Annotated in this window: 21 protein-coding genes; 12 read left to right on the top strand and 9 right to left on the bottom strand. The window is 65.5% G+C overall.

The features are described 5' to 3' along the window. The coding region (locus tag ACQY4T_RS00275) for an efflux RND transporter periplasmic adaptor subunit (RefSeq protein WP_428530665.1) at positions 1 to 582 on the bottom strand (582 nt) is incomplete at its 3' end. Next, positions 579 to 1,886: a TolC family protein gene (locus ACQY4T_RS00270; protein WP_428530662.1), complete on the bottom strand. Its 1,308-nt coding sequence runs from the start codon at positions 1,884 to 1,886 to the stop codon at positions 579 to 581. The genes ACQY4T_RS00275 and ACQY4T_RS00270, both read right to left, overlap by 4 nt. Before the next feature lie 202 nt (positions 1,887 to 2,088). On the opposite strand from ACQY4T_RS00270, the gene ACQY4T_RS00265 reads away from it, so the two are divergent. Both ACQY4T_RS00265 and ACQY4T_RS00260 read left to right on the top strand, forming a co-directional pair. After that, positions 2,089 to 2,763 (top strand): response regulator transcription factor, encoded by a 675-nt coding sequence (locus ACQY4T_RS00265; protein WP_428530659.1) that lies wholly within the window; start codon positions 2,089 to 2,091, stop codon positions 2,761 to 2,763. Then, entirely contained in the window at positions 2,750 to 4,174 is a 1,425-nt protein-coding gene (locus ACQY4T_RS00260; protein ID WP_428530656.1) for an ATP-binding protein, read from the top strand. The genes ACQY4T_RS00265 and ACQY4T_RS00260 overlap by 14 nt, the downstream gene beginning before the upstream one ends. Before the next feature lie 92 nt (positions 4,175 to 4,266). Here ACQY4T_RS00260 and ACQY4T_RS00255 read toward each other — a convergent pair whose 3' ends face one another. Beyond that, the gene (locus ACQY4T_RS00255; protein ID WP_428530653.1) at positions 4,267 to 5,403 is read right to left on the bottom strand and encodes a YncE family protein; all 1,137 of its coding nucleotides are present in this window, start codon (positions 5,401 to 5,403) and stop codon (positions 4,267 to 4,269) included. Positions 5,404 to 5,955: 552 nt separating this feature from the next. Between ACQY4T_RS00255 and ACQY4T_RS00250 the strand changes: the two genes are divergently transcribed. From ACQY4T_RS00250 to ACQY4T_RS00220, 7 genes are all read left to right on the top strand, one after another. Then, positions 5,956 to 7,437, top strand: coding sequence for a sensor histidine kinase (locus ACQY4T_RS00250; RefSeq protein ID WP_428530650.1), 1,482 nt, complete (start codon positions 5,956 to 5,958; stop codon positions 7,435 to 7,437). Beyond that, on the top strand, positions 7,422 to 8,816 hold the full coding sequence (locus ACQY4T_RS00245) for a sigma-54-dependent transcriptional regulator (protein WP_428530647.1): 1,395 nt from the start codon (positions 7,422 to 7,424) through the stop codon (positions 8,814 to 8,816). The genes ACQY4T_RS00250 and ACQY4T_RS00245 overlap by 16 nt, the downstream gene beginning before the upstream one ends. A gap of 89 nt (positions 8,817 to 8,905) precedes the next feature. Beyond that, a complete protein-coding gene (locus ACQY4T_RS00240) occupies positions 8,906 to 9,622 on the top strand; it encodes a hypothetical protein (protein WP_428530644.1) in 717 nt (238 codons plus the stop codon). A gap of 123 nt (positions 9,623 to 9,745) precedes the next feature. Beyond that, complete coding sequence (locus ACQY4T_RS00235) at positions 9,746 to 10,849, top strand: metallophosphoesterase family protein (RefSeq protein ID WP_428530641.1); 1,104 nt, start codon at positions 9,746 to 9,748, stop codon at positions 10,847 to 10,849. Further along, complete coding sequence (locus ACQY4T_RS00230) at positions 10,849 to 12,114, top strand: arsenic transporter (protein ID WP_428530638.1); 1,266 nt, start codon at positions 10,849 to 10,851, stop codon at positions 12,112 to 12,114. Before ACQY4T_RS00235 ends, ACQY4T_RS00230 begins: the two co-directional genes overlap by 1 nt. Before the next feature lie 21 nt (positions 12,115 to 12,135). Further along, positions 12,136 to 12,591, top strand: a complete 456-nt coding sequence (locus tag ACQY4T_RS00225; protein WP_428530635.1) for a DMT family transporter — start codon at positions 12,136 to 12,138, stop codon at positions 12,589 to 12,591. 1 nt (position 12,592) lies between these two features. After that, entirely contained in the window at positions 12,593 to 13,870 is a 1,278-nt protein-coding gene (locus tag ACQY4T_RS00220; RefSeq protein WP_428530632.1) for an MFS transporter, read from the top strand. 108 nt (positions 13,871 to 13,978) lie between these two features. Here the strand turns inward: ACQY4T_RS00220 and ACQY4T_RS00215 are convergent, their stop codons facing one another. Further along, positions 13,979 to 15,043 carry a ketopantoate reductase family protein gene (locus ACQY4T_RS00215; RefSeq protein ID WP_428530628.1) on the bottom strand — a complete coding sequence of 355 codons (1,065 nt, stop codon included), beginning with the start codon at positions 15,041 to 15,043 and terminating at the stop codon, positions 13,979 to 13,981. Positions 15,044 to 15,264: 221 nt separating this feature from the next. Here ACQY4T_RS00215 and ACQY4T_RS00210 point away from each other — a divergent pair, with 221 nt between their 5' ends. Next, on the top strand, positions 15,265 to 16,425 hold the full coding sequence (locus ACQY4T_RS00210; protein WP_428530625.1) for an efflux RND transporter periplasmic adaptor subunit: 1,161 nt from the start codon (positions 15,265 to 15,267) through the stop codon (positions 16,423 to 16,425). A gap of 27 nt (positions 16,426 to 16,452) precedes the next feature. Next, positions 16,453 to 19,581 carry an efflux RND transporter permease subunit gene (locus ACQY4T_RS00205; RefSeq protein ID WP_428530622.1) on the top strand — a complete coding sequence of 1,043 codons (3,129 nt, stop codon included), beginning with the start codon at positions 16,453 to 16,455 and terminating at the stop codon, positions 19,579 to 19,581. Here ACQY4T_RS00205 and ACQY4T_RS00200 read toward each other — a convergent pair. The 4 genes from ACQY4T_RS00200 to ACQY4T_RS00185 are packed head-to-tail and all read right to left on the bottom strand — an operon-like array spanning position 19,578 to position 23,383. Next, entirely contained in the window at positions 19,578 to 20,303 is a 726-nt protein-coding gene (locus tag ACQY4T_RS00200) for an ABC transporter ATP-binding protein (protein WP_428530619.1), read from the bottom strand. The two genes, ACQY4T_RS00205 and ACQY4T_RS00200, sit on opposite strands and share 4 nt — an antisense overlap. Beyond that, a complete protein-coding gene (locus ACQY4T_RS00195) occupies positions 20,300 to 21,091 on the bottom strand; it encodes an ABC transporter ATP-binding protein (protein ID WP_428530616.1) in 792 nt (263 codons plus the stop codon). Before ACQY4T_RS00195 ends, ACQY4T_RS00200 begins: the two co-directional genes overlap by 4 nt. Positions 21,092 to 21,099: 8 nt before the next feature. Further along, positions 21,100 to 22,449, bottom strand: a complete 1,350-nt coding sequence (gene livM / locus ACQY4T_RS00190; RefSeq protein WP_428530613.1) for a high-affinity branched-chain amino acid ABC transporter permease LivM — start codon at positions 22,447 to 22,449, stop codon at positions 21,100 to 21,102. A gap of 13 nt (positions 22,450 to 22,462) precedes the next feature. Continuing rightward, positions 22,463 to 23,383 (bottom strand): ABC transporter permease subunit, encoded by a 921-nt coding sequence (locus ACQY4T_RS00185; RefSeq protein WP_428530668.1) that lies wholly within the window; start codon positions 23,381 to 23,383, stop codon positions 22,463 to 22,465. A 146-nt stretch (positions 23,384 to 23,529) separates the two neighbouring features. Between ACQY4T_RS00185 and ACQY4T_RS00180 the strand changes: the two genes are divergently transcribed. Next, positions 23,530 to 25,038, top strand: a complete 1,509-nt coding sequence (locus ACQY4T_RS00180; protein WP_428530610.1) for a fatty acyl-CoA synthetase — start codon at positions 23,530 to 23,532, stop codon at positions 25,036 to 25,038. Between the two features lie 59 nt (positions 25,039 to 25,097). Here the strand turns inward: ACQY4T_RS00180 and ACQY4T_RS00175 are convergent. Next, positions 25,098 to 25,524: ABC transporter substrate-binding protein (locus ACQY4T_RS00175; RefSeq protein WP_428530607.1), on the bottom strand; the 427-nt coding region annotated here is incomplete at its 5' end.

Below are 25,524 nucleotides of genomic sequence, written 5' to 3'. Positions count from 1 at the left end.
GGTGACTACCAGACCATCGAGCCGGGTGATCGTCATCAGCGTCGCGCCCGGCTGCACCCGGTCGCCCGGCGCTACCGGTATGGTCGCGACGATACCATCGAACGGCGCCGTCAGCGTGCGCGACGCCAGGTCAGCGCCTTCGCGCCGCAGTGCATCGACCGCGGCCTGGGCGTCGGCAACCGCCTTGTCGGCCTGGGCAAGCTGGTCACGGGTCGCGAGCTGCTGCTTGAGCAGTTGCGCCGCCTGATTGCGCTGCTGGCGGGCCGCCGTAAGCGAATGCACCGCCTGCTGATACGTCGAGATCACCGTGGCGGAGGCACCAAATGCAAGCAGCTTGTCGCCTTCATGAACCGCCTCGCCGGGTGTCACCGCGATCGCCAGCACCCGTCCGTCCTGCTGAAAGCTCAGCGTCATGCCGCCACCCAGCGCCGGGCGTGCCGAACCATAGGCGACCAGCACATCCGGCACCACGCCTTGGCGCGGCTGCTCGGTCTTCACCGCGACGCTCTGCGGGTTATCGGCGAAAGCCGGCAGCGCCACCAGGCCGGCCAGCAAAGCCAGGGTGCCCGAGCGGGGCATCATCGCGACGCGTCCTGCCGAGGCAGGCTGATCGCCGGCATGCCCGCGCCGGTCAGCGTCGCGACTGCCACCTGCTGGTCCAGCAGCGATTGCTCGATGGTCAAGATTTCCTGCTCCTTGGTAAGCCGCGCGCCGACCAGGTCGACATAGCCGCGCTCATCGAGGTTGCCGGCGGTGAAAGCCACTTCGGCCTGCGCCGCGATACGTTGTGTGGTCGCCAATTGGTTGCGAACCTCGTGAAGCTGGCGGTTCAGCAGGGCGATCTCGGCGATCATCGCGCGGACCTGGCCGACTGCCGCCGTCAGCCGGGCGGCATATTCATCGTGCAGTTGCTGGCGGGTCGCTGTCTCGATCGCGATATTGCCCTGGTTCCGGTTGAAGATCGGCAGCTCCAGGGTGACCTGCGGACCGAGGGTGCGAACGTTGGTGTTGTCGCTGCCGCCGGTGCCGCCCAGCGTCAGATTGGGAAACCTTGACAGGATGGCGGTGCGCAGCTTGGCGTTCTGCGCGCGGTAGCCCAGTTGCAGCGCCACCAGGTCGGGCCGCCGCTCGGGCAGTGTCGGCAGCGTCCGCTCGACCGCATGGGCGTTCCATGGCGCAATGTCGGCTGTTCGATCCAGCGGCACGGCGACGTCGGGCGCCAGACCAAGCAGCGCGTTCAACTGGTGCCTTCGGGCAAGCTGTTGGCGTCGCTGGTCATTCAGCAGCGCCGTCATCGACTGCAAGGCAGCCAGATCGGGCGCGGAAACCGTCAGCGTCTCGTTGCCGGCGGCGACCGCTTGTCGCGACTTTTCGTAGCGCGCGGCGAGCAGATCGCGGTTTCGCGCCAGCAGGGCCGCAATGCGGTCGGCTTCGATGATATCGACCGCAAGCAGCCTCGCCTGGCCGATCACCTGCCATTCCTGCCAGAGGATTTGCGCATCGACCTGGTTCGCCGCGGCCCGCGCCGCCCGGCGTGTGCTGGACAGCGTGATCAGCGCGCGGACGTCCTCGCTGATGCCGGCGCTCCAGGCCGGTGTCGTGCCGGGCCCGGCGAGGACCGGTAAGTAGGAGCCGGTGAACTGGGGATTGGGCAGCAGACCGGCCTGCAGGACTTGTGCCTGGGCGACGCCATGCTGTGCCCTGATCGCCCGCAGGTCCGGGTTGTTGCGCACCGCCAGAAGCGCGACCTGCGAAACCGTCAGCCGAGCCGGCAGCGCCACTCCGTCATGTCGCAGAGCGTTCAGGCTGTCCCTCAGCAGCGGCCGGGTCGGCAACGCCAAATCGGCCGGCGCGGCGCAGCTCGCCAACATCAGCGGCGCGGTCATCAAGGCCGGAATGACCCAGCCCGTGCCTGGCACAATGCAGCGGATCACACAGCGGGCACGACAACGCATGAACCCACGCTAGGGGCGGCAACTTTGGCGGAGCCTTTCCACAACCTTCGCAATCGACAAGTTGACGACCGCCTCCCGGCCGCTGTGGGATGACCGGTGGCAACGTATAATAGCGTCAATCGGAACGAAACCGGTGCATATCCTGCTGATCGAGGACGATCCGGAGACGGCCGAGTACGTTGTCGAAGGATTACAGAGCGAAGGGCATGACCTGGAAGTCTCGATGGACGGCCGCACCGCCCTTGTGCGCGCCGTCTCCGAGAGCTGGGACCTGCTGATCGTCGACCGCATGCTGCCCGGCCTGGACGGGCTGGCCCTGGTGCGAACCCTGCGCGCCAGCGGCATCGCCACACCGGTGCTGTTCCTGACCACAATGGGCGGACTGGATGACCGCGTCAGCGGCCTGAACGCGGGCGGCGACGACTACTTGACCAAACCGTTCGCCTTCGCCGAACTACTGGCGCGGGTGGGCGCGCTTGGCCGGCGGTCGCTGCGCGTCGCGCCGGACACCGTGTTGCGGGTCGCTGATCTGGAAATGGACCTGTTGACCCGAGCCGTGCGACGTGCTGGGCAGCCGATCGACTTGCAACCACGAGAATACGAACTGCTGGAATACTTGATGAAACACGCCGATCAGGTGGTGACGCGAACGATGCTGCTGGAACACGTCTGGGGCTTCCACTTCGATCCGCGCACTAGCCTGGTGGAAAGCCATATCAGCCGTTTGCGCGGCAAGATCGACAAAGGCCGGCCGGAATTGATCAACACGGTGCGCGGCAGCGGATACTGCATCCGTGCGCCGGCCTAGACGATTACCCTGGCGATGGCCTCGGTCGCTCCGCACCTCAAGCTTCCGGCTGACCATCCTCTATGCCGCGGTCTTCGGCGTCTCCGGGCTGCTGCTGTTCGGCGTCATCGCATGGGCGGTGAACAGCTTCATGGCCGAACAGTTGGACGCCACCGTCGCCAATGAACTGGCCGAGGTCCAGGCCGATGCCGGCGGCCGGCAGATCGCGGCGCTGAAACGGGTCGTCGACGGGCTGATCATCCATTCGCCCGGTATCTACTATCTGCTGCAAAGCGCGGACGGCCGGGTCATTGCCGGCAACATGACGCCGGTCCGGCCAAAACCCGGCCTGCGAATCCTGGCTTCGGCACACCAACCCGCCAATCGGCACGTCCTTGGCGGCATCCGCGGACGCGGCATCACGGTCGCCGATGGGGCTTATCTTTTCGTCGGCGTCAGCGACCACCAGCAAGGCGAACTGCGCGAAGTCGTGACGCGCACCTTCCTGCTGGGTCTCGGCATGACCGTCGTGCTGGCGATGGCCGCGGGTCTGGTCGTCAGCCTCGGCGTGTTGCGCCGGGTGGAGGCGGTCAGCCGCGCCAGCAGAGCCATCATGGCGGGTGATTTGACCCAGCGCATGGCGCTGCGCGGCACCGAGGACGAGTTCGACCATCTCGGCAGCAGTCTCAACGCCATGCTCGACCGCATTCAGGATCTGATGCTCGGGCTGCAGCAGGTGTCGAGCGACATCGCCCACGACCTTCGCACGCCGCTGACCCGGCTGCGCCAGAGACTGGAACTGGCGCGACGGCGGGAAACTACCGTGGACGGGTTGCATGCCGCGATGGACGCCGCGATCACCAACGTGGACGCCATCCTGGAAACATTCGCGGCCTTGTTGCGGATCGCCCAGATCGAGGCCGGGACGCGACGCGCCGGGTTCAAGTCTGTCATGCTCGATGAATTGCTCAATGCGCTGGTGGAAGCCTATCAGCCGGTCGCCGAGGAGAAGCGGCAGACCCTGGCGGGCAGCATCGAGCCAAGCTTGGGGCTGGACGGCGACGATGAACTGTTGACGTTGCTATTTGCCAACCTTGTCGAAAATGCAATCGGGCATTCACCGCCAGGCGCGCGGATATCGCTGGAAGCGACGCGCCAGCCGAACGGCATAGTGGTGATCGTCGCCGACACCGGCCCCGGCATCCCGGCCGCATCTCGCAACAAGGTGCTGCAGCGCTTTTATCGTCTGGAGGGAAGTCGCACGACACCAGGCAACGGACTCGGCCTGAGCCTGGTGAACGCGATAGCTGTCCTGCACGCCGCGTCACTCGATTTGCACGATAACCGACCCGGGCTGCGATGCGTGTTGCATTTTTCCACCCCGGCTGAGGGCACGAACGCAGACTTCGCGGGCGATCCGGCCGATCGCTGATGTTGTCGGCAAACCGTATCGTTACGAAATTGCCTTGAAACATGCACCGGCCGGATCCCATCCGACCGGTGCCGCCCACTTAAGCTCGGCCGTTACTGCTTGGCGACCTTGCCGTCGTCGGCATCAATCGACGACGGCAGATAAACCGCTATGCAGCCGCGCGTCGGGCAAGGATTGGTCGGGTCGGTCGACGCCGCGGTGCCGGGGGCAATGAATCCGATCGGCACGAAGACGTGGTGCGAAACCTTGTCCGCCGCCACCGAATGCGCTGACGTCGAGGTCGCCACGCCGCCATCATACATGTTGCTATTGGCATCCACGGTGCCGAGGATCGGTGTCACCTTGCCATTGACTAGGGTGCCGCGGGCAGACAGGTAGTAATGCTTCGTGCCGCGGTCGAACCAGACCTCATCGTTGCCGCCGGCTGGCGTAATGTTCGCAACTATGTTGCCATTGTCCAGATTGATCACCACCGACTGGGTCGTGGCGACGGTGTTCGGAGGCACCGTGAAGGCGCCGCTGCAGCCGATCATCGCCTCATGCCGCGGGCCAAGCGCCAGGCCGCCCGGGGTGCAGTTCGACACCGGATACGTGGCCTTGACGGTCATGGTGCTGGGATCGATCACCGAAACACCGCCCTGTGTCGCATCAGTCGGGACGATTTGCGGGACCGAGACGTAGAACAGCCCGGTCTTTTTCGACCATTGCGACTGTTCGATGCCGGTCTGCGTCGCATTCGGCGTACCGTTGGTGCCGTCGAAAACGATCTTGCCGACGACCGCATGAGTATCGGTGTTGATCATCGTGATGAAGGGCGGCACGTCGGCGTTGTTGGCGACCGCCAGGATGTGGTCGGCTGCGTCCCACGCCATTTCATCGCAACGGGCCTTGCCACCGGTGGAGATCGTATCGACCAACTGGAAGCTGGCGATGTCGATGACTTTTACCGTGCTGTCGCCGTCCCCGGCCCAGACCTGATTGTTGTTCACCACCGTCACCCCGTCGGGGCCTGAAATATTGTTGTTGGCGGTCACCCCGTCAGCTTCGAACTTCTGACCGGCAAAGCCGCCGACCCGGCCGATGAAGGTGGCATCGGTGGCGTTGAAGAAATCGATCGACGCGTTGGTCCGGTCACTCAGCACATAGCGATTGATCTTCGGATCGACGTAGCTGATGTCGAATGTCCCCAACCCATTGCCGCCGACATCGATCGTGCTCACCAGCACCATGTGTTCGTCCGCGCGGACAGGCTTTACAGATCCGACCAGAGCCACGAGCGGAACCGCCCACAGCACGGAATGTCCGATTTTTCGCATCTTGGAATTCCCCAAAAATTCGTTACGGTGCAACACAAGTTGCTGCATTGCCCAAGACACTGCTCAGTCAGTCAGAAGTGTTCCACAACACACAATTTCGCTAGGCGATCAACAACATTATCATAATACCATAACATAAATAGCAAAAATATTGCGACATTGTGCCATATAAGGAGTTCCTTGTTGAAATTCGTCTCCAATCTTAGTTTCCAAAAAGCAAAAAATCTCAATCTCGGTGAGTTCATCATCCTATCGATCCGGACCCGTGCTCCGCACAGTTCTCCGGCCTGCAATGATTCGCTCTCCATCGAGGTCCGAGCGGGCAGCAGCGGGCACGGATTCGGTTTCTGTTATCCTGTCGATCGACATCGAAACCGCCGTTGCGTCCGGGCTGCCTCGCGGACTCCGCGATCTCCGATCCGTCATGCATAGTCCCCGCTGATCCGCCTGCCTTGGGATGCCCGCTTGCACTCACTGAGAACCCGGCTTTTCGGTCTTTGGGGACTGTCCCTGCTCGCCTGCGTCGCGGTCGGCTTCCTGCTGCTGCAACTGTATCACCAATCCACCGATGCCCAGGTCGGACGGGCCGAGGCGGTGATCGCACGCGCCTGCGACCTGATCCGTGACCGCTACGGCTTCTATGCCACCGGCTGGTCCGGACCACGCCAGGGACAGCCCGACGTCAGGCTGCGCTCCGACCTGGCGACGGCCGTCGGCCTCGCCCTGGGCAACCAGGACGGCGTCGAGGGCGGCATCTGGCAGACAGGCACCGGCCCGCTGGCCTATGCCTTTCCCACCTATCAGGGAACCGGTCCGAAAACCGATCTGCCCACCGCCGAGCGCGATCAGATTCGCGCGGTCAACCAGCAGGCCGCGCGCGACGAGCAGTTCGTCGATCGCCACGCGACCTTCGGTTCCCAGACCCTGTTGCTGTACGCCTGTCCGCTTCCGGGTCCGATCGCCGGCCTGACCGCCTGGACCATGACCCGGGTCCAATCGGTGCGCGGCTTTCAACCCCTGCAACTCGGTCTCGGCGTGCTGCTGGCCATGATGCTGCTGATGTCGGCCTGGCTGGGTCGGACGCTGCTGGTCTGGGGCCGTCATGTGCGCGGCATCGAAGCGGCCCTGCGCACCGCCGGCGCGAGCGGCATGCCGACCGTCGAGCGCACCGGAGAGCGCGAATTGGACCAGATCATCGACGCCTTGAACGACGCCGGCCAGCGGCTCGCCGAGGCGCGCCGACAGGCCGACAGCATGACCGCCCGCGCCGCGCGCGCCGAACGCCTGGCCGCGCTCGGCCGGGTCGCCGCCGGGGTGGCACACGAAATCCGCAATCCGATCGCGGCGGCCAGGCTGCAAGGCGAGAACGCGCTGGCCGGAAACGACACCAGACGACGCGACGCGATCGGCGACATGCTGGAACAGATCGATCGGCTCGATGCGCTGGTCGGCGAATTGCTGGCGATGACCCAGCGAGCCGAACCGAACCGGGTCAGCGTCGATCTCGCGGCGTTTCTCGCCCAGCAGGTGGCGCGGCACAAGGAAACCGCGCAAACTAAGTCGCTCGCGATCTCCGTCCGTGATGCCGCCGGCACGGCGGTGCTTGATCCTGCCCTGATCGAACGGGTGTTGGACAACCTGATGACCAATGCGATCCGCCACGCGCCCGATGGGGGTGCTGTCATCCTCTCGGTCGACCGCCGGCCGGACTTGCTCAGCTTTATCGTCGAGGACAGCGGCGCCGGCGTCCCGCCCGAAATGACCGATCGGCTGTTTGAACCATTCGTCACCGGCCGCCCCGACGGCACCGGACTTGGCCTGGCCATCGCGCGCGAACTGATCGACGCCCATGGCGGACGGCTCGTGCTACGCAGCCCCGGCACGGCTTGCAGCGGCGCCGTGTTCGCGGTCGAACTGCCGCAGGAGGCCGAATGGCAACCGTCCTGATCGTGGATGACGACCTCGCCTTGCGGCGTGCCATCGCCACCACGCTCGCCGACCTCGGCCACGACGCGGCCGAGGCCGCCGACGGCGAGACGGCGCTGGCCTGGCTGTCACACCATCATGCCGATGCCGTGCTGCTGGACCTGCGGATGCCGGGGATGGACGGCATGGACGTCCTGCGCCGCATCCGCACCAGGCCCAACCCGCCGCCGGTCACCGTGCTGACCGCGGTGCCGACCAGCGACAACACGATCGAGGCGATGCGGCTTGGCGCGGCCGACCACCTCGCCAAGCCGATCGGGCGCGACGCGCTGCGTGCCCTGCTGTCGCGGATGTTGCCCACGATCGACGCGACAGCCACCGCCGCGCCGCCCCACGCCGGGGAAGGCGAGCTGGTGGGGACCAGCTCGGCCATGCGTGAGGTGCAGAAATCCATCGGCATGCTGGCCGACAGCGATGCCACGGTGCTGCTGCTGGGCGAAACCGGCTCCGGCAAGGAAGTCGTGGCGCGCGCCATCCATCGTCACGGCCGCCGCGCCCAGGCGCCGTTCGTGCCGGTCAACTGCGCCGCGATCCCGGCCGAACTGCTGGAGAGCCTGCTGTTCGGCCATGTCCGCGGCGCCTTCACCGGCGCTCTCGCCGACCGCTCAGGATCATTTCGTGATGCCCAAGGCGGTACTCTGTTCCTCGACGAGATCGGCGACATGGACCTGGCCATGCAGGCCAAGCTGCTGCGCGCCTTGCAAGAGCGCGTGGTGACACCGGTCGGCGGCCGTCCGGTGGCGATCGACGTGCGGGTGATTGCCGCCACCCATCGCGACCTTCTGCACGCCATACGCCACGGCAAATTCCGCGAAGACCTTTATTACCGGCTTGGCGTGGTGCCCGTCTCCCTGCCGCCGCTGCGCGAGCGCCTGGCCGACATCATCCCGCTGGCGGAGCATTTCCTGGCGCTGTCGGCCGATGGCGGACCGCCAAAGCGGCTTTCGCCCGACGCCGCGTCCCGGCTGCTGGCCCATCCGTGGCCGGGCAACGTCCGCGAGCTGCTCAACGCCATGAAGCGGGCATCGACGCTGGTGCGGCGTTCGGTGATCGCGGCCGAGGACCTGGCCTTCCTGGCGACACACGACAGCCAGCCCGGCACCCAAGCGGACACCATCGACTGGTTGGCCGGCACCCTGCCCGAGGTAGTCGCGCGGGTCGAGATCGAGTTGATCCGACGCGCGCTGGCGGCCAGCGGCGGCAACCGCGCCCAGGCCGCCGAACAACTCGGTATCCGCCGCCAGTTGCTGTATCAGAAGCTGGAGCGCTATGGCCCGGCGGTGTCCGCGAATGCGACAGACGATGTCCCCGAAGCGGACCGGCCGGCCGCATCGAAATGATCGCCTACCTCATGATATCAGCCACTTAGCCGTGGCACGGCGGTTGCTGTCTGGTTCACGGGCCTGGAGCCCTGAAAACGGAGACGATCATGAGGAAGCAGTTACTGCTGGCCGCCACGCTGCTGGCAGGCGCTGGGGGCGTCGCGATGGCGCAAAACGCCGCCACCTACGACCCAAGCCAGTTGCCCAAGATCCAGGGCAAGGTCGCGGAGTACAGCCTTACGCCGCGCGGCGACGTTGACGGGCTGATCCTGACGGACGGAACCGAGGTCCACCTGCCACCCCATCTCGGCACCCAACTGGTCTATGCGGTGAAGCCCGGCGATGCGGTGACCATCCGCGGCCTGAAAGCACGCGCGATCCCGATGGTGCAGGCGATGTCGGTGAAGAATGACGCCACCGGCAACACGGTAACCGACAACGGCGTCGGCGGTCCCCCCGGGCCGGCCGACGCGCAACAACCGCTCAGCGCCACCGGGCGCATCAAGGCGCAACTGCACGGCCCGCGCGGCGACCTGAACGGCGCGCTGCTCGAGGACGGCACGATCATCCGCCTGCCGCCGCCCGAGGCCGAGCGGCTGGCGGCGACGCTTGCGGTAGGCGCCACGATAACCGTCCATGGCAATGGTCTGGATGGCCCGCTGGGCCGGGTGATCGGGGCGCGTTCGATCGGGCCGGATGCCACCCATCTGGCGCAGGTAGCCGCCCCGCCGCCTCCGGGTCCGGGTCGTCGCCCGCCGCCCCCCGGCGGCCCCGGAATGCCGCCGCCCGGCCCTGACGCTCCGCCGCCCCCAGGGCGGACCTGACACGCCACCCCGTCGGGGCGCCCTGGCACGATGCAAGCGGCAACAGACCACGGCTTGACACTGAGGATATGGAATTCAGGCCGGGTGCCGCGCGCACCCGGCCTGCTTTGAAGGGGGCGAACAGTGCCTGACAAAACCGACATCCTGAGCTGGCTTCACATCGGCGACCTGCATATCACCCGCGCCGGCCAGGACAGCCATCGCGATCTCCTGCGCATCGTCGACCTGGCCCAAGGACTGGCCCCGGGCAGTGTCGATTTCGCGCTGCTGCCTGGCGACAACGCCGACGACGGCACGGCCGAGCAGTTCGCCCTGGTGCGCGACGCGGTTGCCCGGTTGCCGATGGCGCTGCATATCCTGCCCGGCGACCACGACTTCAAGCCGCGCACGCTAGACGCCTTCCACGGCGTGCTGGGCGCTGAACGCCTGCCGAAATCGATCACCGAACAGGGCCATCGCTGCCTGTTCCTGGACGTCGTGTCCGCCGGCTCCGGCGGTCCGGACTTTCGGCTCGGCGATGCGCAACTTACCTGGGTGGAGCAAGAAATCGAGCAAGCGGCGGCCGACGGCCAGGACGTGGTGATGTTCATGCATACCTATCCGGCCGACCTGCGCCACGGCGCCCAGCGTCTCGGCGCGCTGTTAGCTCGCCCGCACGTCACCTGCGTGGACATGGGGCACACACACTACAACGAGCTGGCCAACGACGGCGGCACGATCTTCATGACCACGCGTTCCACCGGCCAGATCGAGGAAGGGCCGTCCGGCTTTTCCATCGCCGCGGTGGATCGGCGCGGCGTCGGCTGGCGGTTCAAGACGCTGGATCAGGCCTGGCCCTGCGTCGTGATCACCCATCCCGTTGATCGGCGCCTGCTGACCCGGCGGGCGGAAACTCGACCGTTCCAGATCCGCGCCAAGGTGGTCGGCGATGCGCCGATCGAAGCGGTCGAGGCGCGGGTCGACGACGGTGACTGGATGCCGATGACGCCGTTGCCGGGCGCCGTCGCCGTCTGGCAAGCCGCTGCGCCGCAAGGCGAGCGGGTGATTGTGCGCGCCCGGGATGCGCACGGACGGCTGGACCAGGATCGGGTGGACCCGGCCGGACCGGACTGGATACCGCCGCGGCGCAGAGGCGACGGCAGCGACGGCGACCGGATCGGTGCCTGGCGCGAAAAGGCCATCTTCGACACCCAGCTGGGTCCAAACCGCAACGGGCGCAAATGGTGATGGGCGCGGTACTAGCCTCGCCGTGGACCACCTGGGGAATCGCCGGACTGGCGACCGCGGGCGTCATCGTTCGCCCGTTCTCCTGGCCGGAATTCATCTGGGCAGTCGCCGGCGCGGCACTGCTGGTCGGCCTGGGCCTGCTGACGCCCACCGCCGCGCTGGCCGGCGTCAGCAAGGGCACCGATGTCTATTTGTTCCTGACCGGAATGATGCTGCTGTCGGAGCTGGCGCGCCAGGAAGGCCTGTTCGACTGGCTGGCGGCGGCGGCGGCGGGATTGGCCAAGGGATCCGCCACCCGGCTGTTCACCCTGGTGTTCGCGGTCGGCACCATCGTCACCGTGTTCCTGTCGAACGACGCGACCGCGGTCGTGCTCACCCCCGCCGTCGCCGCCGTGGCGAAGGCGGTGCGGGCCGACAAGCCGCTGCCGTATCTGTTGATCTGCGCCTTCATCGCCAATGCCGCGAGCTTCGTGCTGCCGATCTCGAACCCGGCGAATCTGGTGATCTATGGCATTCACATGCCGCCACTGCTGCAATGGCTGCCGCGTTACGCACTGCCGTCGGCGCTGTCCATCCTGGCAACCTACTTCGTGCTGCGCTGGACCCAGCATGCCGACCTGCGCCAGCGGATCTCGGCCGACATCGATCTTCCCCGATTGTCCGGCGCCGGTTGGATGGCCGCGATCGGCATCGCGGTGACCGCGATCGTGCTGCTGGTATCCTCCGGCTTCGACATCCAGCTTGGCCTGCCGACGTTCCTTGCCGGCCTCGGCACGGCGATCCTGGTGCTGACCCGGTCCAAATGCGGTGTCGTCGACGTCATGAAGAACATCTCCTGGGGCGTGTTGCCGCTGGTGGCCGGCCTGTTCGTGCTGGTGGAGGCGCTGCAAGTCACCGGCGTCACCCATGATCTGTCGATCCTGCTGCAGGACCTGATCCGGCGTTCGGCGACCATGGCGGCCTGGGCATCGGGTGCGCTGCTCGCGGTTGCCTGCAACCTGGTCAACAACCTTCCCGCCGGCCTGGTCTCGGGCCGCGTGGTCGAAATGGCGCCGGTGCCGGACCAGGTGCGCAGCGCGGTGCTGATCGGCGTCGACCTCGGGCCGAATCTGTCGGTCACCGGGTCGCTGGCAACGATCCTTTGGCTGAGCGCGCTGCGCCGCGAGGGCCACAGCGTCAGCGCCTGGACCTTCCTGAAGCTGGGCGTGCTGGTGATGCCGCCGGCGCTTCTGCTTGCCATCGCCGGCGCCTTCGCGTTCGGCTGAGCCATTTTTTCGGAGATCATCATGCAGAATGTCAGCGCGGCGTGGCTTTATCCGATCATCCTGGTGGCCGGTGCGCTGCAGGCCTGGGGGCCGCCGATGAACGGCGCCTTGCGCAAGTCGCTGGACAATCCCTGGCTGGCCAGCACCGTATCATTCCTGCCGGTGGTCGCCTTCCTGCTGGTGCTGTTCATCTGCCTGCCGAACCCGCTGCCCTCGCTGCGCGGCATCTCGGCGATGCCGTGGTGGGCACCGCTCGGCGGGCTGCTCGGCGCGTTCGCGGTGATCACCGGATTGCTGTTCGTCGACAAGATCGGCGCCGGGCCGTTCGCCGGACTGACGATTACCGCCAACATCCTGATGTCGCTGGCGATCGACAATTTCGGCTGGTTCGGCATCGAGCAGCACAGCCTTAACATCTGGCGCATCCTGGGCGGTGTGCTGATGACCTGCGGCATCCTGCTGGTCGCGCTGTTCTGACATGGCCGGCTCCGATGACGGCGTGACGCCGCGGGCGCGGGAGGCCGGATTTCACGCCCGCTCGCTCGATGCGGTGAACTTCCTGCTGGCCGACGTGCGCGGCGCGCTGGGGCCTTATCTGAACGTGTTCCTGATCACCCAGCGGCATTGGAGCCAGACCGAGGTCGGCTGGGTCACCACGATCGGTGGCCTGATCGGGCTGGCGGCGCAGACCCCGGCTGGTGCCGCGATCGATGCCACGCGCCGGAAGCGTGGGGCGGTGGTGTTGGCGCTGCTGGTGCTGGGGGTTGGCGCGTTCATCATTTTTGCCGTGCCCACGTTCTGGCCGGTGCTGCTCGCCAACGCCGCCATGGCGGTTGTGGGTGACGTGTTCGGGCCTGCCGTCGCGGCGGTGACACTGGGGCTGTATGTCCGCAAGCAGTTGGCCCGCCGCATGGGGCGCAACTCGGCCTTCGACCACGCCGGCAATGTCGCGATCGCGGCGGCGGCGGGTGGCGTGGGGTATCTGTTCTCGCAGCGCGCGGTGTTTCTGATGGTGCCGGTGTTTGCCATCCTGGCGGTGGTGGCAATACTGTCAATTCCGGCAAAGGCGATCGACCAGGACCGAGCACGCGGGTTCGGCGATGGAGAAGCCAGGCCGTCGGATGGAAGTCAGGCACCGTCGGGCTACATGACGCTGTTGCGCTGCAGGCCGCTGGTGGTGTTCGGCCTGTGCGTGATGCTGTTCCACTTCGCCAACGCTCCGTTGTTGCCGCTGGTCGGGCAGAAGCTGGCGCAATCGCATCCGCAATGGGCGACCGCGATGATGTCGTCCTGCATCATCGCCGCGCAACTGATCATGCTGCCGGTGGCGCTGGCGGTGGGGCGCACCGCCGACCGCGTCGGGCGAAAGCCGATCCTGTTGCTGGGGTTCGGCGTGCTTCCGGTCAGGGCGCTGCTCTACACGTTTTCCAACAGCGCCCCCTGGCTGATCGGGGTGCAGTTGCTGGATGGCGTCGGTGCCGGCATTTACGGAGCGATCACTCCGCTGGTGATCGCCGACCTGATGCGCGGCACCGGGCGATACAACCTGGCGCAGGGGGCGGTGGCCACGATGCAGGGCGTCGGCGCCTCGCTCAGCGGGCTGGCGGCTGGGGTGATCGTCGACCACGCCGGATACTCGCCGGCGTTCCTGTCGTTCGGCGCGGCGGCGTGCGTCGCGCTGGCAGCCCTGGTCTTTGCCATGCCGGAGACCGCCGGCGAACCGGTGTCCCTGCGGCCGGTGCGCCAGGCCGGTTGACGCCCGTCAGAAGCGTCCGGTGGCAGGAATCGTCCGGTGGCGGAACGTTGCAAGATAGCCGGAAGCAGGTTCAGCGCCTCCGGCAGGCCAACCCTGTCTACCGCCGCCCTAGTTCAGCCGCAGATCGATCAGGTGCTTCGGATCAGCCTGCAACTCCCCCTTTTCCACCCGCTTGACGATATCGGTCAGTGCCGCGTTCGCCGGGGTCGGCAGGCCGATCTCCTCGCCCTTGCGAACGATGAAGCCATTCAGGAAATCGATCTCCGTCCGGCGCCCCTTTACCATGTCCTGACCCATCGAGGGCCGATGCTCGCCGCCACCGGCCTTGCTCACCTCATCCAGACGGTGGGCGTCGTATTCCCGCGCCGCCCCCGGATCGCCCTCGCCGGCCCGCGCGATCACTTCGGGATCGATATGGTGAATCTCCTCCAGCTCATAACCCAGCGCCTGACCGACACGGATCGCCTCGCTGCCAAGCCTGGCGCCGAACCGGCGCAACGTGTCGTTGCGAAGGATGTCCTTGCTGATCAGCCCGGTGCTGGCCGACATGCCGTTGGCCATCGCGTTGGTCACCAGTTTCGACCACCGCTCGCCCCACAGGTTCGACGTCACCAGCGCCGAATCGGTCAGCGCCACCAGGCGCTTGATCTCCTGCACCCGATCGGTGATGCGACCGTGCACCTCCCCGGTGCGGAACACCGTGTGCTTGTCCCCGCTTTTGCCCGCCGCCCGCCGCACGTGGCCGGGCTCGCACAGATCCACGGTGATGGAACTGGCAATGCAGCCCACGACCTTGCCCCAGCCGACCACCCCGGCGATCGTCTCCTCATTCATGCAATTTTGCAATGAAACAATGAAGCCGTTCGGCGCCAGGTATTGCGAGATCATGATCGCCGCCCATTCGGTGTCGTACGACTTCATGCAGACGAAGGCGATGTCGAACGGCTTCTCCTTCGCCGCCTGCTGCAATTCAGTCAGGTGCAGCGCGCGAACCGGCGTTGACCATTCCGCGACGTCGCGGATGTGGGACACCTTCAGTCCTTTCGACTTCATCGTCTCGACGTTGGCCGGCCACGGATCGATGAAGGTGACATCCTCGCCGCCCTTGGCCATGTGCGCCCCGGCGTAGGCGCCGACCGCGCCGGTGCCCATGATGGCGATCTTGTAACCCATTAGTTTCCCCTCTCGCGGCCACTTCGGCACACTCTGCCGACACCGCTGCGAAACGCAACCGGGCCTTTCCCGCCACGCTCCGCGACGCTCTGTTGCGCCGCGGAAAGTGGTTACGCTGTGTTACGAGTTTCACGATGCCGGTAGTAGACTGGTTCACCCATCCCCGGGCACAATTTCTACTGTCAATAATGCATCCGATCTTTAATTCGAGTGGTAAACGAATGACGACGCGGCGGGGAATAGCACTGCTGATGGTGACGCTGCTGCTGGCCGCCGCCTTGCCGGCTTGGCGCGCGATGGCGCCCGGTTCAGCCAAAGCGGCCGACCCGCAACCGCCCGCTACCGTCCCGGTCACCACCGCGGCGTCGCGGATTCAGGACATGCCGGTCTATCTCAAGGGTCTCGGCACCGTGCAGCCGCCCAACGTCGTCGAGATCAAGGCCCAGGTCACCGGCACCCTGATCGCCCTGCCGGTGCCAGAGGGCGCGGAAGTCAAGCAAGGCGACATCGTCGCCGAGATCGATCCGCGCCCCTACAAGGCGGCGCTGGATCAGGCGCTGGCGCAACGGGATGAAGATACCGCCCTGCTCAAAAGTGCCCAGCTCGACCTGAAGCGCTACCAGAACCTGGCGAAAAGCAGTTTCGCCCCGGTCCAGCAGGTGGAAGACCAGCAAGGCACCGTCGACAAGCAGATCGGCGCCATCGGCGTCGATAACGCAATGATCGAGACCGCGCGCATCAACCTCGGCTACTGCGTCATCAAGGCGCCATTCGCCGGCCGGGTCAGCTTCTATCAACTGAACGTCGGTAACCTGGTGCAGGCTGCCAGCCAGACCGGGATCATCTCGATCACCCAGGTCAAGCCGATCCAGGTGGTCTTCACCCTGCCCGAAGCCGATCTCGCGCGCGCCCAGCAGGCTCGCGCGGACGGTCCGGTTCCGGTCACCGTGTTCGACGGCAGCAGCAACAAGCAGTTGGCGACCGGAACCCTGACCACCCCGAACAACACCATCGACCCCGCCACCGGCACGATCGCGATGAAGGCCAGCTTCGCCAACCAGGATGGCCATCTCTGGCCCGGACAGTTCGTAAACACACGTGTCCAGGTGGGTTTGCTTCACAACGCGGTCACCGTCCCGACACTGGCAATCCTGCACGGCCCCGACGGCACCTTCGTCTACACCGTCAAGCCCGACGGCACGGTCGCGCAAACCAGCGTGCAAGTCGGTGATCAAGTCGCGCAGCGCACCGTCGTCACCAAGGGCCTGGCGGGACAACAGACCGTCGTGGTGTCGGGCCAGTCGCGCCTGGCACCCGGCGTGCATGTCCATCCCACCGACGTTTCCAACGCTGCCTCGCCTGGCGACGCATCGCCGACCTGAACCGCACGCCAGGACCGCATCCCACATATGAGTATTTCGACCCCGTTCATTAAACGACCGATCGCCACATCCCTGCTGACCGCCGCGGTCTTCCTGGCCGGCCTGGTGGCCTATCCGCTGCTGCCGGTGGCGCCGCTGCCGAACGTGCAGTTCCCCACCCTGACGGTGACCGCGCAATACCCCGGCGCCAGCCCCGAAACCATGGGGTCCACCGTCGCAACACCGCTGGAAACCGAGTTCGGCCAGATGCTGCCGGGCCTGGCCCAGATGACATCGGCCAGCGTCATGGGATCCACCCAGATCACCCTGCAGTTTGGCCTGGGCAACGACCTCGCCAACGACGAAACCCTGGTGCTGGAAGCGATCAACGCCGCGCAAGGCTCGCTGCCCAAGGACATGCCCAGCCCGCCGACTTTCCGAGCGATCAATCCGGCCGACAGCCCGATCATGATCCTGGCGATGCAGTCCGATCAGGCGCCGATCACCGAGGTCGACAACTACGCCGAAAACGTCGTCGAGCAGCAGCTCTCCCAGCTACCCGGGGTCGGTCAGGTCCTGGTCGGCGGCCAGCAGACCCCGGCGATCCGCGTCCAGGTCGACCCCGCCCGCCTCGCCAACATGGGCATGACCCTGGAAGACGTCCGCACCGTGCTGACCAACGTCACGGTCGATGATCCGAAGGGCAGTATCGACGGACCGCATCAGTCCTACACGATCTACGCCAACGACCAGTTGACCAAGGCCGAACCATACAACAACGTCATAATCGGCTACCGCAACGGCGCCCCGATCCACATCCGCGATATCGGCCGCGCCGTGCCGGGACCGCAGAACCGCGAGCTGGCGGCATGGACCAACGGCAAGCCGTCGATCCTGCTGCTGGTGTTCAAGCAGCCCAACGCCAACGTCATTTCCACCGCCGATGGCGTCAAGGCCCAGTTGCCCGCCCTGCGCGCCGACTTCCCGCCCAATGTCAGCCTGAATGTGGTGTCCGATCGCACCCAGACCATTCGCGCCTCGGTCTCCGACGTGGAGTTCACCCTGATGCTCGCGGTCGGGCTGGTGGTGATGGTGATATTCTTGTTCCTGCGCAACGTCTGGGCAACCATCATCCCCAGCATCACCATCCCCGTCGCCCTGGTCGCCACTCTCGGCATGATGTACGTCTGCGGCTTCAGCCTCGACAACCTGTCGCTGATGGGCCTCACCATCGCCGTCGGCTTCGTCGTCGACGATGCCATCGTCATGCTGGAAAACATCTTCCGCCACATCGAGGAAGGCATGGACCCGATGACCGCCGCGGTGACCGGCGCCGGAGAAATCGGTTTCACCATCATTTCCATCAGCTTCTCCCTGATCGCCGTGTTCATTCCGCTGCTGCTGATGGGCGGCATCGTCGGACGGCTATTCCGCGAATTTGCGATCTGCGTTTCCATCACCATCGTGCTGTCGGCGATGGTGTCGCTGACGCTGACCCCGATGATGTGCTCACGCTTCCTTTCACCGCGTACAAAACAACACGGACGCATCTACAACGCGGTCGAGCGGATGTTCGATGCCCTGTTGCGGTTCTACGAACGCACGCTGGATATCGCGCTGCGCTTCCGCTTCATCACCCTGATGGTCTTCGTCGCCACCGTGACACTGACCGTCGTGCTGTATGTCTTCATCCCGAAAGGCTTCTTCCCGACCCAGGATACCGGCATCATCATCGGCATCACCGACGCCGCGCAGGATGCCTCGTTCGACCAGATGTCGGTGCTGCAGCGCGCCGCCAACAACGTCGTGCTGGATAATCCGAACGTTGCCTCAGTGGTCTCATCCATCGGCGCCGGCACCGCCGGACAAACCGCGAACAACGGACGGATGTATATCTCGCTCAAGCCGTGGGCGGATCGTTCCGCAACCGCGATGCAGGTCATCGAGCAGATCGACGACAAGATGGCGGCGGTCGCGGGCATCAAGCTGTTCCTGCAGCCGGCCCAGGATGTCAGGGTCGGGGCAAGACTCGGTCGCACCCTGTATCAATACACCCTGCAGGACTCCAACCAGGACGAACTGAACAAGTGGGCACCGAAAATCCTCGCCAAGATGCAACAACTTCCGCTGTTGGCCGACGTCACCTCGGACCAGGAAAACTCCGGCACCACCGAAACCCTGACCTATGACCGCGAACAGGCATCCCGTTTCGGGGTGCAGCCGGCTGCCATCGACGCGGTGCTCTACGACGCCTTCGGCCAACGCGAGGTGGCGCAATACTTCACCGGCACCAAGGCCTACTATGTAGTGCTGGAAGCCTTGCCCAACGAATACGGCGCGCTGTCCACCCTGGACAAACTATACGTTCATTCCTCCACCGGTGCGAACGTGCCGCTGTCAACCCTGCTGCACCAGACCACTGTTCCGGTGCAGCCGCTGGCGATCAACCACCAGAGCCAGTTCCCGTCCGTCACGGTCTCGTTCAACCTGAAGGCCGGGGCGTCGCTGGGCGCGGCGGTCACCCAGGTTGACCAGATGCAGGCCTCAATGGATGTGCCCGCATCAGTGCAGGGCAGCTTCCAGGGCACCGCGCAGGCGTTCCAGGCCTCGCTCAGCACAGAGCCATACCTGGTCGCCGCGGCGCTGGTCACCGTCTACATTATCCTGGGCATGCTGTATGAAAGCTACGTGCTGCCGCTGACCATCCTGTCCACCCTGCCCTCCGCCGGCGTCGGCGCGTTGCTGATGCTGCTGCTGTTTCACTACCAACTGACCGTCATCGCCCTGATCGGCATCATCCTGCTGATCGGCATCGTCAAGAAGAACGGCATCATGATGGTCGATTTCGCCATCAGCGCCGAACGGCGGATGGGAATGACGCCGCATCAGGCAATCCGCCAAGCCTGCCTGATGCGGTTCAGGCCGATCCTGATGACAACGATGGCCGCAATGCTCAGCGGCCTGCCGCTGATGCTGGAAAACGGAGCCGGCTCGGAACTGCGCAAGCCGCTCGGTTTTGCCATGGTCGGCGGCCTGCTGCTCAGCCAGGTCTTGACGCTCTACACCACCCCGGTGGTCTATCTATATCTAGATCGGCTGCACCACTGGCTGGCGCCGAACCGTCGCTCCGCGCTGCCGCGCCTGGCCGAGAAAATGGGCGCCGCGGCGGCGGACTAAGCCGGCGCGCCCCCCTCCAGGTAAGCCGTCCTGATCTCCGGCCGAGCCAGCAGCTCCGCGCCGGTGCCGGCCATGGTGATCGCGCCGTTCACCAGTACATAGCCCCGATGCGCCAGCCGCAGCGCTTGGTAGGCGTTCTGCTCCACCAGCAGCACCGTCAACCCATTGCTGCGATTCAGTTCCCTTATCGCGGCGAAAATCTGCCGCACCACCAACGGAGCCAGGCCAAGCGATGGCTCGTCCAGCAACAGCAGGTCGGGCCGAGACATTAGTGCCCGGCCGATCGCGAGCATCTGCTGCTCGCCACCGGACAACGTGCCCCCGCGCTGCGACAGACGCTCCTTCAGCCGGGGGAACAGCGCGAACACCTGCTCCAGCAACAGGGCGGCATCGGACCGCCCGGCTACCTCGGCTCCCATCAGCAGGTTTTCATGCACTGTCATTCGATTGAAGATGCGCCGTCCCTCCGGCGCCTGGGCAATGCCGCGCCGCATGATCGCGTGCGTCGGCCATTGCGTGATGTCCTCCCCGGCGTGGACGATCCGCCCCGACCGCGCCCGCGGGTCGCCGCAGATCGTCATCATCAGCGTCGACTTGCCCGCCCCGTTGGCACCGATCAGAGTAACGATCTCGCCCTGTTCCACCGTCAGGTCGATCCCGCGCAGCGCCTGGATCGAGCCATGGAACGCGGTCACCCCGGACAGCGTCAGCAGCGCGGTCATGCCGGCACCTCGTCTTCCTCACCCTCGCCGAGATAGGCCGCGATCACCACCGGATCGGCGCGCACCTCGGCCGGCGTGCCGTCGCTGATCTTCCTGCCATGGTCCAGCACCACGATATGGTCCGAGATCCGCATCACCACGCCCATGTCATGCTCGATCAGCAGCAGCGAGCAGCCTTCGCCGCGGATCCGCAGCAGCAACCGGTTCATCTCCTCCGACTCCCGAGGATTCAGCCCGGCAGCCGGTTCGTCCAGGCACAGCAAGACCGGATCGATGCACATCGCGCGCGCGATCTCCAACCGGCGCTGCGCCCCATAGGGCAGCGCACCGGCCGGATCGTCCGCCCTGGCGGTCAAGCCGATCGCATCCAGCCAATGCCGCGCCTTCGCCATGCCGGCAGCCTCGGCGGCGCGGTAGCGTCCCAGCCCAAGCACCGCCAGGACACCGAAACCGGTTGCCCCCATCAGCGTGTTGTGCTGCGCCACCATCAGGTTCTCCAGCACCGTCATACCGGCGAACAAACGAATATTCTGGAACGTCCGAGCTACCTTCGCAGCCGAGGCGATCCGATGCCCGGGCATGCGCTGCAACGAAAACCCCACCCCCCCCGGATGCCTCAGCTCGATGCTTCCTCCGCTTGGGCGATAGAATCCGGTGATGCAGTTGAACACCGTGGTCTTGCCGGCACCGTTCGGACCGATCACCGCGGTGATCTCGCCCGCACGCGCCTCGAACGACAGATCGTCGATCGCCCGCAGCCCGCCAAACCGCATGGTCAGGTCACGCACCGAAAGCACTAGCCGCGACTTTCCGCCACGATCTCGGGCGGGATCTCCCGCACCTTGGTCAGCGCCACGCTCGGTCGCCGCCCGGTGATCAGGCCGCGCGGACGCAGCACCATCATCACCACCAGCGCCAGTCCAAAGATCAGCATGCGGAACAGCGGTAACTCGCTGGCAATACCGGCGAATATCGGGCTGTTCATCTGATCGCCGAGGAAACTGAGGAAATCACGCAGCGCCTCCAACCCTCCGACCATGACGATCGCGGCCAGCGCAACCCCAAGCTGGCTGCCCAGGCCTCCCAGCACCACGATCGCCAGCACTGTTGCTGATTCGATGAAAGTAAAGCTTTCCGGGCTGATGAACGCCTGCCGAGTGGCGAAGAACGCGCCGGCAAACCCACCGAACAAGGCGCCGATCCCGAACGCGGTCAGCTTGGTGTTGCGCACGTTGATGCCCAACGACCGGCAGGCAACCTCGTCCTCGCGCAGCGCCTCCCAGGCCCGCCCGAGCGGCAGGCTGCGCAGCCGCAACGATACAAAGTTGGTCAGCAGCGCCAGCCCAAGGATGACATAGTAAATGAAAATAATACGCTGGATCACCGCCGGCTCGACACCGAAGAACCCGCCGAAGCTGCCGGGGCCGCCGTCCATGCTGAACGCCAGGCCGAACAGCGTCGGCCGGGGAATCCCGCTGATGCCGTTCGGCCCGTTGGTCAGCGACACCCAGTTGTTCAAGACGATGCGGATGATTTCGCCGAACGCCAGCGTCACGATCGCCAGATAGTCGCCGCGCAGGCGCAGCACCGGAAAGCCCAGCAATACACCCCAGAGCGCGGCCAGGATCCCCGCCAGCGGCAGGCATACCCAAAACCCCAAGCCGAACGTCGTCGCCAGCAAGGCGTAGGAATAGGCGCCGACCGCATAGAACGCGACATATCCAAGATCGAGCAATCCAGCCAACCCGACTACGATATTCAGGCCCCATCCCAGCATGATGTAGGTCAGCACAAGCGTTGCTAGATCGATGTAATAGCGCGACCCGGTCAATGGCAGCGCGACCGCCGCCACCAGCAATGCCCAGGCGATATACTTGCTCCTATGCCCGACCCGTTCGGCTACAGCGCGGCCAGTCGGGCCGGCCTCGCGGCGGGCCCGCCCGCGCCACAACAGGATCAGCAGCCGGCCAACGAACACGATACCAACCACGACCGCCGTGGCGACCGGCCGAGCCGTCAGCGACAAACCGTGCTCACCGTTGGTGGTGACCAGGCCGACCAGCGGGGCAAACAGGCCAAGCGCCACGACAGCGGCAATCAGTGCGTCGCGCAGCGCGGTCATGCCGGCGGGACGCGCCGCGGCCACGACCCGGCCGAGGTCATACCTTTTCCACCTCAGCCCGTCCCAAGATCCCCGTCGGCATGAAGATCAGCACGATGACCAGGATCGAAAACGCCGCGACGTCCTTGTACTCGATGCTGAAATAGGCCGACCAGAACACCTCGATCAAGCCAAGTAACAGTCCCCCCAGCACCGCGCCCGGCAGGCTGCCGATGCCGCCCAGCACCGCCGCGGTGAATGCTTTGATTCCGGCGATGAAGCCAATGTAGAAGTCGATCACGCCGTAGTACAGCAGGAACATGAAACCGGCGACCGCGGCCAACGCGGCGCCGATCACGAAAGTCAGGCTGATCGTGCGATCGGTGTCGATGCCCAGCAGGCTGGCCATTTTCAAATCCTGCTCGCAGGCACGCATGGTCCGCCCCAGCGGGGTTTTCGTCACCAGCCAGGTGAACCCGCCAAGGATCGTCAGGGTGATCACCACGATGGCGATCTGCATCCAGGAAAGCTGCACCGCGAAGCCGCCCCGGTTCATCAATTGGACACCGCCTGGAATGATCGCCTCGATCGGCTTGACCCGCGCCCCCTGGCTGACCTGGACGAAGTTCTGCAGCGTGATCGACATGCCGATGGCGCTGATCAGCGGCGCCAGCCGGAACGACCCGCGCAGCGGCCGGTACGCCACCCGCTCGATCGTCCAGCCGTATAGCGCCGCGATGGCGGCAGCGAACAGCAGCGCCAGCGCCAATGCCAGCGGCACCCAGGTGATGCCCAGCACCGCCAACCCCAGCAAAGCGATCAGCGACAGGAAGGATCCCACCATGAACACGTCGCCATGGGCGAAGTTGATCATGCCGATGATGCCATACACCATGGTGTAGCCGACCGCGATCAGGCCATAGATCATACCCAGGGTGACGCCGTTGATCAGTTGCTGCAGAGCGTAGGCCAAGTGCACTCCGACTCCGGTGATGCGCCCGATGCAACCATGCCGGCTGCCGCAGGCGCAAGCGTAGTGCATGGACGCCGCCGCGATGCCCGGTGTATTTTATCCAACCGCACGCGGAACCGAACGATGTCCGAGCCCTGCCTCAGCCTGATGCCATGAACCTGATCCGCCGCAACACGACGGGCGACGCGGTCCGCCGCGCCGCCCGTCTGTTCCGCGACCGCCCGGCCCTGGCGTTCGCCGACCGCGACTGGTCATTCATCGATCTCGATCGCGCGGCGGATCGGGTCGCACATCATCTGGCCGATCTCGGCCTGAACCCTGGCGACCGCGTCGCCGCCTACGGCCGCAACTCCGACGCCTACTTTATCGCCTGGCTGGCCTGCCTGCGCGGCGGCTTCGTCCACGTGCCGGTCAACTACGCGCTCACCGGCGACGAACTGTCCTACATCGTGCGCCAGTCCGGTTCGCGCCTGGTGCTGACCGCCGCCGCGCTACAGCCGAGCCTGGCCGGCATCGATGCCCCGTCGCACCTGCTGGAAGACCTGATCGGCATCGCCCAGGACGCCGCCGCGCCAACCGCGATCGACCCAGACCTCGAAGACGACACCCTGGCCCAGATCGTCTATACATCCGGCACCACAGCGGCGCCGAAGGGCGCGATGATGACGCACAAGGCAATGCTGTCACAGTATTACTCGGTCATCCACAATATGGACTATGCCGAGACCGACACCGCACTCGCCGCATTGCCGCTGTATCACACGGCCCAACTGCACGCCTTCACCATGCCGCAGTTCCTGGTGGGTGCGCGCACCATCCTGATCGAGACGCCCGCACCCGACGTCGTACTGCGGCTGATCGAGCAGCACCGCATCACCTCGTTCTTCGCACCCCCCACCGTGTGGATCAGCCTGCTGCGCCACCCCGACTTCACCACGCGCGACCTGACATCACTGGAAAAGATCTATTACGGCGCCTCCATCATGCCGGTCCCGGTGCTGCACGAACTCCGCCAACGCCTGCCACGCGCTCGGCCCTACAACTGCTACGGCCAGACCGAGATCGCCCCGCTCGCCACCGTGCTGCGTCCCGAGGAACACGACGCCCGCCCCGCCTCCTGCGGCCGCCCGGTGCTCAACGTCGAGACCCGCGTTGTCGATCCGGACATGAACGACACACCGCCCGGAACCCACGGCGAAATCGTCCACCGCTCGCCGCATTTGCTGACCGGCTACTGGGACAAGCCAGCGGAAACCGCCGAGGCGTTCGCCGGCGGCTGGTTTCATTCCGGCGATGTCGGCTATTTCGACGAGGCAGGCTATCTCTACATCGTCGACCGCATCCGAGACGTGATCAACACCGGCGGCGTGCTGGTGGCAAGCCGCGAAGTGGAGGAAGTCCTGTTCACCCACCCCGCTGTCTCCGAAGTCGCCGTGGTCGGATTGCCCGATGACAAATGGATTGAGGCCGTAACTGCTTTCGTCGTGCTCCGCCCCGGCCATGGCGTCGACGAGCCTACCCTGCTGGCGCTTGCCCGTCAGCATCTCGCACCCTACAAGTTGCCGAAGAAGGTGCTGTTCGTGGACCACCTGCCGCGCAACACCGCCGGCAAATTGCTGAAGCGGGAACTGCGCAAACAACACAGCGCGGCCAACCCCTGATCACCGCGTCGCTAGGCGGTTCCGGGCCCGACAAGCGGTTGTCCGCACTACGGCCGCCCTCAGAACATCAGCGGCTGTTCCATCACCGGTGTCCAACGCCGGTTCTTCACCACCGACAGGAACGACTGGCTGGACGCATGATGATTGGTCGGACTTAGCGACAACGCCGGACCGCCAAAGATATCGTGCCAGTCCCGCATGCTCTCCATCGCGTTGATGAAACTGTCCAGCGTCAGGTCCCGGCCCGCTTTCTGCAGCGCCGCGACGCTGAAACTGGCAGCGGTATAACCGGCCTCACCCAAATAATTCGGATCGATGCCAAACCGCTTGCGAAACGTATCGGCAAATGCGTGCACCGCCGGCTTTGGATCATCCGGATAGCGATACAGCGCTGGCGCCATCGAATAGAACCCCTCCGCCGGCTCGCCCGGAGCCTCCGCCACGGCCGTGGAATAGCTGGCGAACTGGCCGCAGAACTCCACATTC

The sequence above is a fragment of the Rhodopila sp. genome (assembly GCF_965277825.1).
In the GTDB taxonomy this organism is placed as follows: domain Bacteria; phylum Pseudomonadota; class Alphaproteobacteria; order Acetobacterales; family Acetobacteraceae; genus Rhodopila.
This window is presented reverse-complemented; position numbering and strand designations above follow the sequence as displayed.